The sequence below is a fragment of the Mycolicibacterium smegmatis genome (genome assembly GCF_001457595.1).
GTDB lineage: Bacteria > Actinomycetota > Actinomycetes > Mycobacteriales > Mycobacteriaceae > Mycobacterium > Mycobacterium smegmatis.
The window spans coordinates 6,918,917-6,935,782 of sequence record NZ_LN831039.1 but is presented as its reverse complement, the minus strand read 5'-3'; the positions used below and the strand labels follow the sequence as shown (position 1 = coordinate 6,935,782).

The 16,866-nt window shown below is 64.5% G+C and carries 16 protein-coding genes and 1 pseudogene; 10 read left to right on the top strand and 7 right to left on the bottom strand.

The genetic code is table 11. The annotated features are described in order from the left end of the window. Positions 1–251 precede the first annotated feature (251 nt). Positions 252–3,185 carry a replicative DNA helicase gene (locus tag AT701_RS33675; protein WP_162267889.1) on the top strand — a complete coding sequence of 978 codons (2,934 nt, stop codon included), beginning with the start codon at positions 252–254 and terminating at the stop codon, positions 3,183–3,185. A 54-nt stretch (positions 3,186–3,239) separates the two neighbouring features. Here AT701_RS33675 and AT701_RS35000 read toward each other — a convergent pair whose 3' ends face one another. From AT701_RS35000 to AT701_RS33660, 4 genes are read right to left on the bottom strand one after another with little or no spacing between them, the layout of a single operon-like run. Next, positions 3,240–3,539, bottom strand: coding sequence for a hypothetical protein (locus tag AT701_RS35000; RefSeq protein ID WP_157892611.1), 300 nt, complete (start codon positions 3,537–3,539; stop codon positions 3,240–3,242). After that, complete coding sequence (locus AT701_RS33670) at positions 3,536–4,393, bottom strand: HEAT repeat domain-containing protein (protein ID WP_223495975.1); 858 nt, start codon at positions 4,391–4,393, stop codon at positions 3,536–3,538. The genes AT701_RS35000 and AT701_RS33670 overlap by 4 nt, the downstream gene beginning before the upstream one ends. A gap of 55 nt (positions 4,394–4,448) precedes the next feature. Further along, positions 4,449–5,318 carry an SDR family oxidoreductase gene (locus AT701_RS33665; protein WP_058127453.1) on the bottom strand — a complete coding sequence of 290 codons (870 nt, stop codon included), beginning with the start codon at positions 5,316–5,318 and terminating at the stop codon, positions 4,449–4,451. Between the two features lie 20 nt (positions 5,319–5,338). Further along, positions 5,339–6,586, bottom strand: a complete 1,248-nt coding sequence (locus AT701_RS33660) for an amidohydrolase family protein (protein ID WP_058127452.1) — start codon at positions 6,584–6,586, stop codon at positions 5,339–5,341. 111 nt (positions 6,587–6,697) lie between these two features. Between AT701_RS33660 and AT701_RS33655 the strand changes: the two genes are divergently transcribed. Further along, the gene (locus AT701_RS33655; RefSeq protein ID WP_003898310.1) at positions 6,698–7,060 is read left to right on the top strand and encodes a winged helix-turn-helix transcriptional regulator; all 363 of its coding nucleotides are present in this window, start codon (positions 6,698–6,700) and stop codon (positions 7,058–7,060) included. A 44-nt stretch (positions 7,061–7,104) separates the two neighbouring features. Here the strand turns inward: AT701_RS33655 and AT701_RS33650 are convergent. Beyond that, positions 7,105–7,930 (bottom strand): annotated as a pseudogene (locus tag AT701_RS33650) (LLM class F420-dependent oxidoreductase). A 65-nt stretch (positions 7,931–7,995) separates the two neighbouring features. Next, positions 7,996–8,538: a dinucleotide-binding protein gene (locus AT701_RS33645; protein ID WP_003898308.1), complete on the bottom strand. Its 543-nt coding sequence runs from the start codon at positions 8,536–8,538 to the stop codon at positions 7,996–7,998. 226 nt (positions 8,539–8,764) lie between these two features. Between AT701_RS33645 and AT701_RS33640 the strand changes: the two genes are divergently transcribed. After that, positions 8,765–9,724, top strand: coding sequence for a LysR family transcriptional regulator (locus tag AT701_RS33640; protein WP_058127451.1), 960 nt, complete (start codon positions 8,765–8,767; stop codon positions 9,722–9,724). Between the two features lie 120 nt (positions 9,725–9,844). Here AT701_RS33640 and AT701_RS35920 read toward each other — a convergent pair whose 3' ends face one another. Then, positions 9,845–10,012: an SDR family oxidoreductase gene (locus tag AT701_RS35920; protein ID WP_003898306.1), complete on the bottom strand. Its 168-nt coding sequence runs from the start codon at positions 10,010–10,012 to the stop codon at positions 9,845–9,847. Positions 10,013–10,242: 230 nt separating this feature from the next. Here AT701_RS35920 and AT701_RS33635 point away from each other — a divergent pair, with 230 nt between their 5' ends. The 7 genes from AT701_RS33635 (at position 10,243) to AT701_RS33605 (ending at position 16,854) form a co-directional block, all read left to right on the top strand. Then, complete coding sequence (locus AT701_RS33635; protein WP_233031932.1) at positions 10,243–10,860, top strand: GntR family transcriptional regulator; 618 nt, start codon at positions 10,243–10,245, stop codon at positions 10,858–10,860. A 107-nt stretch (positions 10,861–10,967) separates the two neighbouring features. Beyond that, on the top strand, positions 10,968–12,224 hold the full coding sequence (locus AT701_RS33630; protein ID WP_014878789.1) for an ABC transporter substrate-binding protein: 1,257 nt from the start codon (positions 10,968–10,970) through the stop codon (positions 12,222–12,224). A 75-nt stretch (positions 12,225–12,299) separates the two neighbouring features. Then, a complete protein-coding gene (locus AT701_RS33625) occupies positions 12,300–13,163 on the top strand; it encodes a branched-chain amino acid ABC transporter permease (RefSeq protein WP_223495971.1) in 864 nt (287 codons plus the stop codon). Then, positions 13,163–14,137, top strand: coding sequence for a branched-chain amino acid ABC transporter permease (locus AT701_RS33620; protein ID WP_011731606.1), 975 nt, complete (start codon positions 13,163–13,165; stop codon positions 14,135–14,137). Before AT701_RS33625 ends, AT701_RS33620 begins: the two co-directional genes overlap by 1 nt. Further along, positions 14,134–14,913: an ABC transporter ATP-binding protein gene (locus tag AT701_RS33615; RefSeq protein WP_003898301.1), complete on the top strand. Its 780-nt coding sequence runs from the start codon at positions 14,134–14,136 to the stop codon at positions 14,911–14,913. The genes AT701_RS33620 and AT701_RS33615 overlap by 4 nt, the downstream gene beginning before the upstream one ends. Beyond that, entirely contained in the window at positions 14,910–15,632 is a 723-nt protein-coding gene (locus AT701_RS33610) for an ABC transporter ATP-binding protein (RefSeq protein WP_003898300.1), read from the top strand. The genes AT701_RS33615 and AT701_RS33610 overlap by 4 nt, the downstream gene beginning before the upstream one ends. A gap of 91 nt (positions 15,633–15,723) precedes the next feature. Next, positions 15,724–16,854, top strand: coding sequence for a RidA family protein (locus AT701_RS33605; RefSeq protein WP_058127450.1), 1,131 nt, complete (start codon positions 15,724–15,726; stop codon positions 16,852–16,854). Positions 16,855–16,866 lie beyond the last annotated feature (12 nt).

The window sequence follows — 16,866 nt, the reverse complement described above, 5'->3', positions numbered from 1 at the left end:
AAGACATCGGATCACAATGCGGTAATCCACAAGTTCTCCCCAACGCGTAAACATCGCTGTCCACAGATATCCCCACGCCATCCACAGGTTGATGAACAGGCCGGGTTTTCCCGGCCTCCAGCAACGTCTAGCGTGAGGCGCTGCGGTGCTGTTGCGGCGACTTGTCGGCGGCCCGTTTTACAGTTGCAGTACCGATTCGAATAGACGTTCGAGCGTGTCGTGAGGCTGGTCTCGAAGGGGGTGGGTAGTCCTTGGCAGTCGTGGACGACCTCGGGCATCCGGATGGTCCCGCGGACATCGATGGTCCGCCGCCAAGCGGAGATTTCGGCCGCCAGCCGCCTCAGGACATGGCCGCCGAGCAGGCTGTGCTCGGCGGCATGCTGCTGAGCAAGGACGCCATCGCCGACGTGCTGGAGCGGCTGCGTCCCGGCGACTTCTACCGTCCCGCCCACCAGAGCGTCTACGACGCGATCCTCGACCTCTACGGCCGCGGTGAGCCCGCTGACGCGGTCACCGTCGCGGCCGAGCTGGACCGGCGCGGTCTGCTGCGCCGCATCGGTGGCGCGCCCTATCTGCACACCCTGATCTCGACGGTGCCCACCGCGGCCAACGCGGGCTTCTACGCCGGCATCGTGGCCGAGAAGGCGCTGCTGCGCCGGCTCGTGGAGGCCGGCACACGCGTCGTGCAGTACGGCTACGCCGGCGCCGACGGTGCCGACGTGGCCGACATCGTCGACCGCGCCCAGGCCGAGATCTACGACGTCACCGAGCGCCGCGCCTCCGAGGACTTCGTGCCGCTCGAGGACCTGCTGCAGCCCACGATGGACGAGATCGACGCGATCGCGTCGCAGGGCGGTATCGCACGCGGTGTGCCCACCGGGTTCACCGAACTCGACGAGGTCACCAACGGGTTGCACGCCGGGCAGATGATCATCATCGCTGCGCGTCCCGGTGTGGGTAAGGCGCTCGCGCTCGACACCCCGCTTCCGACGCCCAGCGGATGGACGACGATGGGCGACGTCGCGGTGGGTGACCATCTCCTCGGCCCCGACGGCGAACCCACACGCGTGGTCGCCGACACCGACGTGATGCTCGGGCGGCCCTGCTACGTCGTCGAGTTCTCCGACGGCACCGCGATCGTCGCCGATGCGCAGCATCAGTGGCCCACCGAGCACGGGGTCCGCATCACCGCCAACCTGCGTGCCGGTATGCACACCGTGGTGAGCGCCTCGGGCGGCCGTGGCGGCACGGCACTGCTGGCCCCGGCGGTTCAGATCACCGCGGTTCGCCGGCGGCCCAGCGTGCCCGTGCGGTGTGTCGAGGTGGACAACCCCGAGCACCTGTACCTGGCCGGGCCGGGCATGGTTCCCACGCACAACTCGACACTCGGGCTGGACTTCATGCGGTCGTGCTCCATCAAGCACCGCATGGCCAGCGTCATCTTCTCCCTGGAGATGAGCAAGTCCGAGATCGTCATGCGCCTGCTGTCGGCCGAGGCGAAGATCAAGCTCGGCGACATGCGGTCCGGCCGTATGACCGACGACGACTGGACGCGTCTGGCGCGGCGCATGAGCGAGATCAGCGAGGCACCGCTCTACATCGACGACTCGCCGAACCTCACCATGATGGAGATCCGCGCCAAGGCACGGCGTTTGGCGCAGAAGTCCGATCTGCGGCTCATCGTCGTCGACTACATGCAGCTGATGACCTCGGGCAAGAAGTACGAGTCACGTCAGCAGGAAGTCTCGGACTTCTCGCGAAGCCTCAAGCTGATGGCCAAAGAGCTCGACGTGCCCGTGGTGGCGATCAGCCAGCTGAACCGTGGGCCTGAGCAACGGACCGACAAGCGTCCGCAGGTGTCCGATCTTCGTGAGTCGGGGTGCATGACCGCGAACACCCGAATCTTGCGCGCCGACACGGGCGCCGAGGTCACCTTCGGCGAGCTCATGGCAACCGGAGAGCGGCCGCTGGTGTGGTCGCTGGACGAGCACAAGCGCATGGTCGCGCGGCCCATGACCAACGTGTTCCCCAGCGGGCGCAAAGAGGTGTTCACACTGCGGATGGCGTCGGGCCGCGAAGTCGAGGCAACTGCCAACCATCCCTTCCTCACGCTCGACGGCTGGGTTCCGTTGGGCGAGTTGAAGCCCGGCGACCGGCTGGCCACGCCCCGCCTCGTGCCCGACCCGGTCGACACACAGCGTATGCACGACTCGGAGGTCGTGATGCTCGCGCACATGATCGGCGACGGGTCCTGCGGGAAGCGTCAGCCGATACGTTACGCATCGATCGACGAGGGAAATCTGCTCGCGGTCGAGACCGCAGCGGAGCATTTCGGCGTCACGCCGATCCGTGACGAGTACGCCGCGGCGCGGGTCACCACCCTTCGGCTTCCCGCGCCGTACCGGTTGACCCGCGGTAAGCGCAACCCGATCCCTGAGTGGCTCGACAAACTCGGCCTGTTCGGCAAGCGCAGCTACGAAAAGTTCGTCCCCGCCCAGGTTTTCGCACTGCCCAACGACCAGGTGGCGCTGTTCCTGCGGCATCTGTGGGCGACCGACGGCTCGGTGCGGTGGGACGCCAAGGTTGGGCAGGGTCGCGTGTACTACGCGACCACCAGCCGGCAGTTGGCTGACGACGTTGTGCAGCTGCTGCTGCGGGTCGGGGTGTATGCGCGCATCAAACGCGCCAAGAAGGCCGGGTACCGGGACTGCTGGCATGTGCTCATCTACGGCCGCGAGAACCAGAAGCGGTTCATGGCGCACGTCGGTGTGCACGGCGCACGGGGCGCGGCCGCACGTGACCTGCTCGCCGAGCTCGAGAGTGTCACCCAGAACACGAATCTCGACACCGTGCCGAAAGAGGACGCTGCGTTGCACGACCTCGCCACCAACGACGTGTTCTGGGACGAGATCGTCGACATCACCAGCATCGGTGAGCACGATGTCTACGACGGCACCGTGCCCGGCACGCATAACTTTGTGGCGCAGGGCATCTCAGCGCACAACAGCCTGGAGCAGGACGCCGACATGGTCATGCTGCTGCACCGGCCTGACGCATTTGATCGTGACGACCCTCGCGGCGGCGAAGCCGACATCATCCTCGGCAAGCACCGTAACGGTCCGACCGCGAACATCACTGTGGCGCACCAGCTGCACTTTTCGCGATTCACGAATATGGCGCGGTGAAAATTGCTGCTGCTGCTGCTCCACGAAAATCGTATGTGTCAGTCCCAACATGGATCAGGCGGTGCAGTCTTCAGTGACATGTAGTCCAGCGTTGTGCGAGACAGGTTGTTCGGCTTCAACAACGGCGGCGGCTGAGCCGGCCTGGCTCCTAATAGCGGGTGTCCTCGGCTGGTTCGATGTCCACGAGGGTGCCGGACACGGTGTGACCCACACGCGGACGGGACGGTCCTCGGATTCGCCCTCCACACGGCCGATGGCGTCGATCGCTTGGCGGGCTCGGCGCAGCGCTTCTGTCTGGCCGGCGAGCATGTTGAGATCGATGCCGGAATCGAGAGGTTTGTCGCTTTCGCTCACTCGGGCAACCTCGCCATGGCCCGGCGTGCCTCTTTGCGGATGGCGGCGTTGATGTGAGTGAGGTAGGGCTCGACTCTCGCCCGGACACCGGTTGCCTTCATCTGGATGAGGGCGCGCAGCGCGAAGTAGGTCGACGGTGTGTCGAGGAATCTCAGGACGAGTTCTTTTGCCTCATCAGTTTTTACCTTCCCGAGGTATTCGATGAGGGGCCCCACGACTGCTCCGTGGGGGAGCAGTTCGTCAATGAGTTCGACGATCGTGGGGCAGTCGCGTTTGGTGGCGATGTGTGCGAGCGCCTCGGTGGCGTATCCGATCAGTCCGCTGCGCAGCGGGGGCTGTCGGCGCAGTTGGACGACGAGGGCATTGATGGCGGCCGGGTTTCCCCGTGCTGCGGGGTCATTGAGGTTGCGGATCAGCCCTGCCCGGATCGCCTCACGATGGGGTGTATCGGCGCCGGGGATGCGGTCTTCGAGGTGTGTGAGCCAGTCGATGAAGATGGGAATACCTTGGGGGATCGTCCGCACGCGATTGGACAGGTCGCCGAGGGTGTAGCACGGCACGCCGACGGCGGCGAGTTCTTCCATGATGCGCCGGTCGAATCCGCGCTCTCCGTGCTTGTAGCGAGCGGGCAGGCGCTGCATCCAGTCCTGGCCTTCCGGCATGCCGTGGTAGGTGATCGGCTCATAGGTGCCGCGCGCATGAGTTTGTCCGGTGGTGCCGTTGTCGCCCGTTGTGGACTGGCGTGTCTCGCCGAAGGTCGATTCGGCGGCTTCGATGCCACGGATCGCGTTGCGTAGCTCGGCGAGCTTGTCGGCGTTGCCACCGTTGGGTGGTGGTTTACCAGATGTGTTCATCCGACACCGCCTGGGCTTTGACAAGTGAGCCGGCTATCCGGTTTCCGTCCGCGCATCAGCCGTTGTCTGACTGAAACCAGTTCGGGCTGTTGCCTTGGTCTGCAGCATCGGTCGAGAGAGCCAGGCCTCTTTGGGCTTCGAGTTGGGCCAGACGGGTGGTGAGGGCCGTCTTGATGTAGGAGTAGCTGTCGCTGCCCAGCGCCAGGCGTAGTGGGGCGGGATCTTGCTCCACGGAGGTAATCATGGCGTCGACCATCTTGACCGGGTCCCCAGGGGAGGTGATCGACTTGTCGTCGTGGATGTCATTCATCCTCCGTGAAGGCGAGCGGTCGTAGGCGGGGATGCGTGGTCCGACGACTGCGCTTCGGTTACGGAACCCGGTACGGGCGGCGCCGGGTTCGACGATAGTGCAGCTGATCCCGAATACTGCCACCTCTTGTGCAACTGCTTCCATGAATCCCTCGATTCCCCACTTTGTCGCATGATAAAGCGAGCTGCCAGGGATGGTGACTTGTCCTCCTAGGCTTAAGATTTGGAGGATACGGCCGCTGTGCTGCGCACGGAAGTGGGGGAGGGCCGCCCGTATGAGCTGTATCGATCCGAGGAGATTGGTGTCGATCTGATGCCGGATCTGTGCGTCGGTGACCTCTTCGGCCGCGCCGAGCAGGCCGTAGCCGGCGTTGCTGACCAGCACGTCGATACGGTGCATGGCAGCCCAGGCAGCGTCGACGGTCGGCCGGATCTCGTGGGTATGGGTCAGGTCAAGGGGTGCCAGCCACAGTCGATCGCCGAACTGTTCTTTCAGGTCGTCGGCGGATGAGAGATCGCGGAGTGTGCCGGCTGCGCGATCGCCTGCCGCAAGCAGCCTTTCGGTCAGCAAGCGGCCGAAGCCGGTGCTCATACCGGTGATGAACCACGTCCTCATGAGTGCATTTCCTGCGAAAGTTAGGTCGTGCCTTGGCGGTTGTCGACGACGATCTCACCATCGAGAATTGTCATGGCAAGGTTGCGCAGGTTGCCGATGTCCCGAGTGGGATCTGCGGTCAGCACCACCAGGTCGGCGCGCTTGCCGGGCGCCACCGCGCCAAGATCGGGGCGGACGCACTGGCGTGCCGCAGCACTGGTTCCTGCGACCAGGGACTGGAGCGGCGTCATCCCGGCTGCGACCATCAGTTCGGCTTCTTCCAACGTATTCGCCCCGAACAAGCCACGGCCGCTGAAGGTGTCACTGCCCATGACGATGGTGACGCCCGCATCGGCGACTTTCTTCAAGTTGCCCCGGGTGTCGGGATGCGCCGCGTCGTCGATCCAGAGTGTGGGCGTGTACGTGGTGTCGCGTTCGACCATGAGATCGACAAGCGCGTGATCGGTGATGGGTTCAACCGTGACACCATGTTCGAGGCCGTCCGCACCGGCCTCGATGGCTTCGCGCGCCGCGGCTTGCTGGGTGGTGTGGACAGTGACCCTGAGGCCTCGCTCGTGGGCGGTGTCGATGCCCGCCTTGAGCAACTCGGGGGACAGTCGTGTGAGTTCGACAGCGGTCGGAAATGCCGGATTGCGCCAGAGGTATTCCGGCGAGGTGGCGCACGCGCACGCGCCTTCAGACAGGAGCTTGATTGCGTCCACCTTGCGGTCGGCCAAGTGGTGGACGACATCCTGCATCTGCGCGGCACTGTCCACTTCTCTGGTGAAGCGTTGACGCGCCCACGGATTGTTGGCGAAGACCGTGGAGGCGGGATGTCCGTCCCGACCGGTGATACCGCAGCCCGTTGCGAGGAATCGAGGGCCTCGTAGCGTTCCCGCAGCGATCCTCGACCGCGTTCTCAATACTTCGTCGGTCGGATCGCCCACGGACTTTATCGTGGTAATCCCATGCCGCAGGAAGGATTTGAGCCGGTCCGCCAGTTCATTTTCCTCGAACGTCCGCATCGAAGCCGGATCGGTCACGGCAGCCACATCGTAAAAATGCACGTGGGTGTCGATCAGACCCGGCAGGACCCAGCCTTCGGCCGCGTCCACCTCTGTCTCGCCCCGCAGTGGTTCTGCCGATACGTCGGCGATCTGTCCGCCGTTGACGCCGACATCACGCAGTCCGGTGTGCGCTTGGTGCCCGTCGAACACGTGCGCGCGGTGGATCACCAGGTCATACGTTGCGGGCTGGTGAGCGCTGCTTGCAGGGACCGACTCAGGCACGCTTCGCTCTCCTCGCATGTTGTATAAGCACCGCTGTGATGCTGCAAGAAAATAATCTAGTTACTTATTACTACCAGATATCGAGACGGCGCGGCTCGTATCATCTGAGGTATGACCGAGTCGAGCCCGCTGCGATCGTGCTCGTACACCGAAGAGGTCTTCGGCCTCCTCGGCAAGCGCTGGACCGGACTGATCATCGACCTTCTTCTACAGCGACCAGCCCGTTTCAACGAGCTGGACGCAGCCCTACCGAGACTGTCCAAGCGCGTCTTGAGCGAGCGACTCGTTGAACTCCAACACGCCGGACTGGTCGAACGGGATGTCGACCCTGGGCCGCCGATCACCGTGACCTATCGGCTCACCGAACGTGGGCGGGGATTGGGGCCGGCGCTGGACGCGCTGCGAGTATGGGCCGGCGCCCCTGTTGACGACGACGGTCGTCCGATGCCGCCACAAGTACCGACATCCTCATAAGAAACGAGCTCGAAGACCCCAGCGCAGGTGGGCAGCGCCGCACGCTAGCCGCCGTTGTGATGGTCACGCCAGGTCAGCATCTCTTCGAGGGTGGTGAAGTCGTATCCGGTGGCGGGATCGGGCGCGATCTCGTGGACGAAGATGGTTGCGCCGGCAGCGCGGTAGTCCTCGGCACTGTCGACGCCGAACCAGTGCACCGAGCGTTCGATGTCGTTCCCGTCGCGTCCTGCTGCGGCCGCCATCTCGTCGAGTCGGGCCGTGGCCTCGGTGAAGCCCTCGACCGAGAGGAAGGTGTGCCAGATGTCGGCGTATCGAACGACCAAGGGCAACGTGCGCTTGGGGCCGGTGCCGCCGATGAGGATGGGTATCGTGCGGACGGGCGTTGGGATGAGCTTGTCGAAGCGTGCCGTGATGCGTTCCAGCCCGGCCTCGAACAAGTCGAATCGTGTCTTCCACGTGCCGAATTCGTATCCGTAGGTGGTGTAATCCTTCTCGTACCAGCCCGCGCCGAGGCCCAGCACCAGGCGTCCGCCGCTGATGTGATCGGCGGTGCGGGCCATGTCGGCGAGCAGATCTGGGTTGCGGTAACCCATCCCGGTCACCAGCAGCCCGATCTGGGCGCGGTGAGTGATCTCCCCCCCAGGACGCCAATGCAGTCCAACCCTCGAAGTTGGTGACGTCGGGCTGCACCTCGGCCAGCACCGGGACTCCCTGATTGAGTTCGGCCATCTCGGGTCGGTGGAAGTGATCCCAGCCGAAGACCAGGTCAGCGCCGAGTTCTTCGGCATGGATCACCGCACTGCGCCAGGTGGCGTAGTCGGGGGCGTTGGCGGGCTGCAGTGTTACGCCGATTCGTATCGGACGAGCCATGATTCGATCCTTCGATTGATGAGTTCGGATTCGACGGGAGCTGAGTCAGCGGCGCCGTTTGTGTCTCAGAGCTGGCCGGGTACGGCGAATCGATAGAACACGCCCCCTTGCGGTTTCACGCCCATGAGAAGCCAGACCGCATCTTCGAAATCACGAGCTCGGGAGAGATCTCCGACGCGCGCCGGGTCGTAACCGGCGTCGCTGATGAGCTGTTCGGTGACCCCGCGCGCGTCCTCGTCGGCGACGTACCAGTTACTGGGCCGCACGCGCTGTTCGCGCACGCGGTCGAAGAGATCTCCGAAGTTCATGTTGAAGCTCTTCGCGACCGGTCCGCGGGTGAAGGACTTGACTTCGTGTGCATACGAGGGGAATTCGCCGTGGCGCTGGGGCATGATGTTCGTCGCGTCGATGGCGACCTTCCCGTCCAAACCGGTGACTTTCGCCAAAGCGGACGAAATTTCATTGCCGGGTACCGCAACGAGAAGGACGTCGGCGTCGGAGGCATCCCCTCCGTCACGGCCGAGCTCGTCCACGTCGTGTCCGGAGTCCCGCCACAACCGAGCGAGGCCGCCGCCGATCATTCCGCGTCCGATGGTGACGATCTTCATCTTGATTCCCTCTCGATCATGGTCCCGTGCGACGGAGCACCGTCTGCGGCTGGCATACGCCTTCCAACACGCAGCGGTGATGTCGGCTTCCGCAGAAAGAATCGATGTTCTGGAGCCTCATCATCCAAATCTTGGAGGGCAGAGTTCCAAGCCGCGGCGCCCTCTGGATGCTCGGACCACGTATCGAAATGCATGCGGCAATCCGTTCTCGATATAGATTTCATGGATGCCGTCTCTTCGGGCGTTGGAGTGTCTCGTGGCGGTCGCCAACAGCGGATCGATCACGCAAGCAGCTCGACTGCTGCATTCGTCGCAACCCGCTGTCTCACACCAGCTGGCCGTGCTGGAACGCGAGGCCCAGACGGTTCTGCTCCGCCGGGAACCTCGGGGCGTGACGCTGACACCGGCGGGCCGAGCTGCCGTCGCCGATGCCAGGCGGGCCATCGACGCGGCCGCTTCGGCCGTGAGATCGGCACGTGCCGTGGGTGAGGCGGCAGGCGGAGCGCTGCGACTGGCCTGCGCGCAAAGCCTGACCGTGCCACTACTCGCCCCTGTCATCCGCCGCTGGCATCGCAGGCATCCGGACGTGGCGATCACCTTGCGCGAGGCGGCCACGATAGAAACATTTCTCGATCTCGTCGACGCCGGCGAGATCGACATGGCGCTGGTGCCTCTGCCGGTGCCTGACCGCTTCGCGACGACTTTCGTGGCCGACGAAGAGATCGTGTTGGCGGCTGCGTCGGGGCATCCGCTGACCCGTGGTTCGACCGTGCGCATGCCGGATCTGCAAGGCGCGCAGATCGTGCACTTCACACCGGAGAACGGCCTCGGCGGATGGTTGGACCGGTCGCTGACAGCCGCCGGGGTTCACACAGAGACAGTGATGAGGACAGCGGCGAGCGCTGCGGCGCCTCAGCTCGCCGCGGCCGGCCTTGGCGTGGCGATCTGCCCGGTAAGCGCGGTCGGTGCAGGGTTTCCAGGCGCAGTCCGATCATTTTCGCCGCGATGGGTCAGGAAGCTCGTAGCCGTAACCCCCGCCAAGCCTGATCCGCTGACCGCCCGATTCATCGGCGATCTTCAAACCCGAGGCGTGTACGTGCCGAGCGACGTCCGATCTCAACTCACGAATCCCAGCCGCACGAAGGCGGCACGCACAGACGCAACATCACGATCCTCGAAGAAGTAACTGCGCGCCAACGCTCTTCGTGTTGTCTGCCGGGTCCAGTCCCTCGATGGCACATCAGACCAATAGCGCCGCTGCTGAAGGCCTGGTCCATGCAGTAGACGTAGGCGCGTACCGCGTCGTCTACTTCGCCGATGGCCACGGGAGTTCGTTGCACTTCTCGGTCGTACAAGGCTCTTGGTCGGCTTCAGGCATCGCATCCCACATCGGGGTGCGGATCATGCCCGGCGCGACCGCGTTGACGCGGATGGGTGCCAGCTCGACGGCCAGGGCGGTGGTGTAGCTGGACAACGCAGCGAAGAAGTACCGACGCCCCAGACAAATCCGAGCCGTCGGGCCGGTGTCTCGGTCGGAGCGGTACGGCACGCGACCGCGCCAGAGCGTAACCGCACTTACGGATGCAACAGCAATTTTTCGCAAACGTAACCCGCAAACTGAATACGTCGGCTATCTTCCGTATACAGTTCGAGCCGAACGTATGAGGGAAGGATCTAGTGGCGACAGCAGCAGTGGGAAACGCAGTGGTGAATAGCCTTCGGCAGGCACTGCTCACCGGTGAGATCGGCGCGGGTGTACGGCTCTCGTACTCGAAGCTCGCCGATCAATTCGGTGTCAGCCGCATCCCGGTGCGTGACGCCATGCAGACCCTCGTGGCCGAGGGCCTGGTCGTCATGGTTGACGGCGTGCCCTATTCGAGGGAGCTGTCCATCCTGGAACTGCAGGAGCTGTATGAGATGAGGATGGCGGTCGAGCCCTACCTCACCCAGATGGCGGCCTCGCAGGTGGGCAGGGCGGACATCATCGAGATGACCCGGCAGTTCGAAATCATGTCGAATACCACCGATCTCGTCGAATGGCTGGAAGCCAATGCGAGTTTCCACGCCGCCATCTATCACCGCGCCAACCGGCCCATGACCGCCGCGCACGTCGACCAGCTACGCAAACTCACCGACCGCTATCTCTACCTGCACCTCGCCGTCATCGGGAACGTCGAGCACCTGCAGGAAGAGCACACGGCGATCCTGGATGCCGCCAAAGCCGGTGACGGCCAGCGGCTCAACGAACTTACCCGCACTCATCTCGAGACATCACACGAGTTCATCGTCCGATACCTCCTGGCCAAAGATGATCGCGCGTAGGACCCCGCTCTGATGTAGAGCGACATTTCCATCTGTTCACTCCACACCGTCTGCACACGCCGTAGATGTCGTCGGTGCAGTGGCGCATGTCCAAGAAAGGAAGAGCGATGCTCAAACGGAAAGGTGCTATCGGCGTAGTTGCCAGCGCCGCAATGCTTCTGACGGCCTGTAGCGGTGGGGGAGGAGGTGACGCCGCCGACGGTGACGTGATCAAGTTCGGCTGGCTCAACGGCATCACCGGCGACTACTCGTCCTACTACGAGCCCTCCCAGGCCGCGGTGACCATCGCCATCGACGAGATCAACGAGGCCGGCGGCGTCCTGGGCAAGAAGGTGGAGTTGGTCAGCGCCGACAATCTCTCCACCGTCGAGGGTGCCGTGCAGGGCTTCTCCCGCCTGGTCGACGTCGAGAACGTCGTCGCAGTCGGCGGCGTGGAATCCACGGGTGGTCTGGCCATTCTGGACAGCGCCAACGAGCTCGAGATCCCCGTCTTCTGCCCCGGTTGCGGCACCCCGGAACTGGACACCGGTGCCGGCGAGTTCATGTTCCGTCTCACCGGATCCGACAGTGACGGTGGCACGATCGCCGCGCAGTTCGCCCGCGACGAGAACATCAAACGTGTGGCCGTCATGGCGCAGAACACCGAGGGCATGTCCGAACCCGCCGACATCTTCAAGAAGGTCTTCGTCGAGGGAGCCGGGGGAGAGGTGGTCGCCGACGTTCGGTTCAATCCCGGTCGGTCCTCCTACCAGGCCGAACTGGCGCAGGCCTTCGACGCCAAGCCCGAGGCCGTGTACCTGGCCGCCGGCCACGAGGCCGCATCGGTCATCTTCCGTGAGTGGCAGCGACGCGGCTACGGCGGAAAGTTCTTCGTGTCACCGGATCTCGTGACGCCGCCGATCTCGGCACTCATGCCCGATCTGGAGAACGGCGTCGCGGTGGGAGCCATCGCCGCGTACGACACCGAGTCGCCGGCCTACAAGGTGTTCGCGGACAAGTTCCAGGCCAAGACCGGGAATCCGCCGGCTGCCGGTGTCTACGACGCCAACCAGTACGACCAGTACATCGCGCTGGCCCTGGCGATCACCAAGGCACAGAGCACCGACGGTGCCGCCATCGCCGAGGCGATTCCCCAAGTTCTCAACTCGGGCGGTGTGGAGGTCTACTCCTACACCGACGGCCTCAAGGAACTCGAAGCCGGCAACGAGATCAACTACCACGGTGCTTCGGGCAGCCTGGACCTCAACGAGCACAACAACCTGGCCGCACCGCTGTTCGGTGAGCAGTTCATCATCGACCGCGCCTGGACCCAGGTCGACGTGATCGAACTCGATCCCGCGCTGCGCAAGCTCGTCGGCGACTGATGTCGCCCCGGCGGTCACCGGTCGTCGGTGACCGCCGGTATCCACAACGTCGGCAAACCTCGAAAGGGTGTTGCAGTGCAGTACGTGATTTTCGGTCTCGTGACCGGAAGCATCCTTGCGATGGCCACCGTCGGCTTCTCGATGGTGCGCCAGACCGAGGGATTCCTCAACATCGCACACGGACAGTTCCTGGCGCTGGCGGCCTTCCTCGGACTGATGGCCTCCCGGGACTGGGGCGTGCCAACCTGGGCCGCAGCCCTTTTCGCCGCCATCGCCACCGGTGTCGCGGCGGTGATCCTGTCGGTGGTTGTGTTCGAGCCGATCCGGCAGAAGGGTGTGCTGGTCCAGCTGTTCTCTTCTGTCGGTGTCGCCTACATCATCTATGGCCTGCTGGTGATGACCTTCGGAGCCAACCTGCAGCACTACGAGGTGACCTTCGGGAGCAGCTACTCCGTGATGGGAGTGCAGATCTCGTTCGGTGAGGTCGCGATCATCGTGACCTCCGCGGTGTCGATTCTCGCGTTGCATTTGTTCCTGACGAAGACCCCCGCGGGGATCTCGATACGTGCCGCGGCCGGCAACCCCGATCTGGCTCGGGTGCGCGGGATTTCGACACGGTTCGTGTCCTACCAGGTGTGGTTCATCGCCGGGTTCCTCGCCGGGCTCGCGGGTGTGATGATCGGCATCATCGGTTCGGTCGGCCCCGAACTGGGTTGGCAGAACATTCTTCTCATTCTCGCCGCGGCTGTGCTCGGTGGGCTCGGCAGCACCTACGGAGTGATCATGGCCAGCCTGCTTCTCGGCCTGGCCATGGACCTGAGCGCACTGGTCATCCCCACCGAGTACCGCACGGTCGTCGCGTTCGTGGCGCTGATCATCGTCCTGCTGGTCAGGCCCAGCGGGCTGTTCAGCGTCCGGCAGAGAAAGCAGGCTGCGTAATGCAATCCCTCCTCGTGTTCCTCGTCGGCGTCCTGACCCTCGCCGCGATCTACGCCGCACTGGCGATGGTGCTCAATCTGGTTGCCGGCTGGGCCGGTATGTGGGATCTCGGCGTCGCCGGGCTGGTGGCGGTGGCGGCCTACACCTACATCATCCTGACGCAGACCCGCGTGGACACCGGGCTGGTGTTCACCCCGGGATGGCCGATGGCGGTCGGCATCGTCGGTGCCGTCCTGGTGACGGCGGTGGCCGCGTTCATCGTGGCGCTGCCCTCGATCCGGTTGCGCGGCGAGTACTTTCTGATCACCACGCTCGCGTTCGCCGAGGTGATCCATCAGCTCACCATCAGCGAGTCGCGGCTCACCCGCGGCACCACAGGCTTCTCCTCGATCGACCGGCCGTTCCGCGATCTGGTCCCGGCCTCGGAGTACCGCTGGGTGCTGCTCGCCCTGGCGGTGGCTGTCGCGTTGGTGATCTACCTGCTGACCAACCGGCTCGCCAAGACACCGTACGTGCGGTTGCTGCGTGCCAGCCGCGACAACGAAGCCGTGGCGCGCTCGCTCGGTAAGAACATCGTGCGGTACCGCCTCATCACCTACGTGCTCGCCGGGGCACTGATCGGGCTGATCACGCCCCTGTACCTCTGGCACGTCCGCAGCGTGGTCCCGTCGCTGTTCGTCTCCGAACTGACCTTCGTGGTGTGGACAGCGCTTGTGATCGGTGGCATCGCCAGCCGGAAGGGGCCGGTGATCGGCGCAGCGCTGTTGATCGTCTGCACCGAGATGCTCACCTTCCTGCAGGGATCCGCCGAATATGCACAGATGCTCGCTGCCACGCGTCCCGTGATCCTGGGCGTTCTGCTGGTCCTCGTACTGCGTTTCCGCCCGGAAGGGTTGATGAGCGAGCGATCCGCGTTCCAGTTCAGTGAGCGGGACCTGTTGCCGGGCTCGAGGAAGAAGGAGGCTGCCAAATGAGCACCGGTATCGCGATGGAGGTCGCGTTCCGCGCATCAGATGTCAGCAAGTCGTTCGGCGGAATCCGTGCGGTCGACGGGGTTTCGCTTGAGGCGCCGAAAGGTAGCATCACGGCGATCATCGGCCCGAACGGTGCCGGGAAAACCAGTCTGTTCAACGTCCTGACCGGTTTCGACCAGGCCGACACCGGCGAAGTCGAACTGTTCGGCGACCGCATCGAACGCGAGGCGGCGTGGAAGATCGCACGGCGGGGAATGGTCCGCTCCTTCCAGACACCCGTCGGGTTCCCGTTGCTGTCGGTCTGGGAGAACCTGATGACCGCCGGCGCGGACCGGTCGGAGTCACCGTGGCGGGCGCTGTTCGGTCGACGGCAATGGGTGGAGATGGAACAGCAGACTGCCGAACGTGCCGCCGTTCTTCTGGAGGAGCTCGGGCTCACCGACGTCAAGGATCAGCGGCTTGAAGACCTCACGGCAGGACAGACCAAGCTGGTCGACTTCGCTCGTCTGCTCATGGTGCAGCCGCGGATGGTGTTGCTGGACGAACCCGCCGCCGGGGTCGCACCTGCGGGCATCGGCCGACTGACCGAACAGGTCACCAGCCTGCGCGACCGGGGTATCACGCTGTTGATCATCGACCACAACATCCAGTTCGTGTTCGCGGTGTCCGACTACGTGTACGTGATGGCCGAAGGTCGGGTGGTGGCATCGGGCACACCCGACGAGATCGCCGTGCACCCCACCGTCGCGGAAATCTACCTCGGGAGCGCACAATGACCCTTCTGGACGTTCGCGGCGTCACCGCCGGGTACGGCAAACTTCCTGTCATCCACGATGTTTCGATCCAGGTCCGAGGAAACGAGACGGTCGCGCTGGTGGGGCCCAACGGGGCAGGTAAGTCGACGCTGCTGAAGTCGATCTTCCGTCTGGTGGAGCCGATGTCCGGGGAGATCTCGCTCCTGGGCGAAGGGCTCGTCAACGTACCGACCGCGCAGATGGTGCGCCGCGGCATGGCCTATGTCCCGCAGGGCGGCAACACCTTCCCCAACCTCACTGTCCTGGAGAACATCCGGGTGGCACTGATGCCACTCGGACGCTCCAAGGTCAGCGCGGGTATCGACCTCGCTTTCGACCGCTTCCCGTCTCTGGGGAAACGGCGGGACAGCAGCGCCTCGACACTGTCCGGCGGCGAACGTCAGATGCTCGCGGTGGCCGGCGCACTGGCGTCGGATCCGAAGTTTCTGGCGCTCGACGAACCCACCACCGGTCTCGCGCCATCCATCGTCGGAGAACTCATCGCGAGCATCGCCGGAGTGACCAGCGACGGCGTCGGCGTGCTGTGGGTCGTCGAAGAGAATCCCGCCGTCATCCTGCCGCACTGCGACCGTGTGCACATCATGCAGGGCGGACGGATCAGCCCCGAGCAGGAAGTGGCGGCCGTCCTCGAAGACGAGGGGCTGCGCAAGCTCTTCTTCGGCGTCGAAGGCAGCCACTGAATCCCGTAGAACCTCACGGCCAGACCGAGGGCCGTATCAATCGCAGAACAACGATCGGGCGGGAGAACACCCGCCGGAGAGGCGAGTTATCGTGTCCAACAAACAGACTGGAGCTCAGAGCGTCGAAGCGCTGCTCGACGCGCGAGTGGTGGTCACCGACGGATTGGTGTTCGTATCCGGGCTGAGCGCTGCAGACCCGGGTGTCGGCATCCCACCGCAGGCGGCGGTCTCACCTGAGTTCCCCTATTACGGGGCCGACATCCAGAAGCAGACCACCTACCTGCTGGAGAAGCTGCAACAGCTCCTGGCCGAGGCCGGCACCAGCCTTGAAAAAGTGGTCAAGACACAGGTTTTCATCGCGGACTGTCGCCTGTTCGACGCCTTCGATCAGGTGTGGAAGCGGTTCTTCCCGGTTCCGCCACCACGTACGACAGTCGGTGTCGGCGCGGAGGAGATGCCGGTACCAGGAGCCCTGGTGGTCGTCGACGTCATCGCCGCCGCCGACGGGGTGACCGTGACCCACGTCGACAGCCCGACGCTGCCCAAGCCGCTGGCCAACTACACCCCGTGTGTCGCGGCGGGGGACTGGCTGTTCCTCGCCGGGCAGTTGCCCACCGAGTTCGGAGACACCGGCCTGGCCCCGGCGGCCACCGTGAGCCCGCACTTTCCGCATCATGTGTCGGCACTGACCGCCCAGGCCGAGTTCACGATCGGCATCTGCGAGACACTGCTGAGCGACGCCGGCAGCGACTGGGACAACACCGTCCGTGTGCATGTCTTCCTGAAGAACATGGCCGACGCCCCGCTGTTCGACGAACTGTGGCGAGAAAAGTTCGACGGCAACCCGCCGCCGTACCTCATCGTCGGGGTGGAGGAACTGCTCACCGGCGGTGCGCAGGTCGAGATCGACGTCATCGCCGTCCGAGCGGGAACTTCGCAACCTGCCACACGGTTCGCCGTCGTCGACGTCGAGATCGGCCAGGAAGGCTACCGGCCCTTCGAGGTGCGCGACGCCGTCCGGGCCGCATTCGACGCTGCGATCGCACAACCCGGTGCGGTGGAACCCGTCAAGGTGCACGCGTTCCTGCCGGCGCCGGCCGACATCTACGGCTTCGGCCGCGGTCTGCCGAGCACATTCACCGAGCGTGCCGCCATCACTACCTCCACGTCGGTCGGCGGGACCCGCGCGGCCCTGGAGATCGTCTACCGAGTCGAAGCCTGAGTTCCCCGGTAG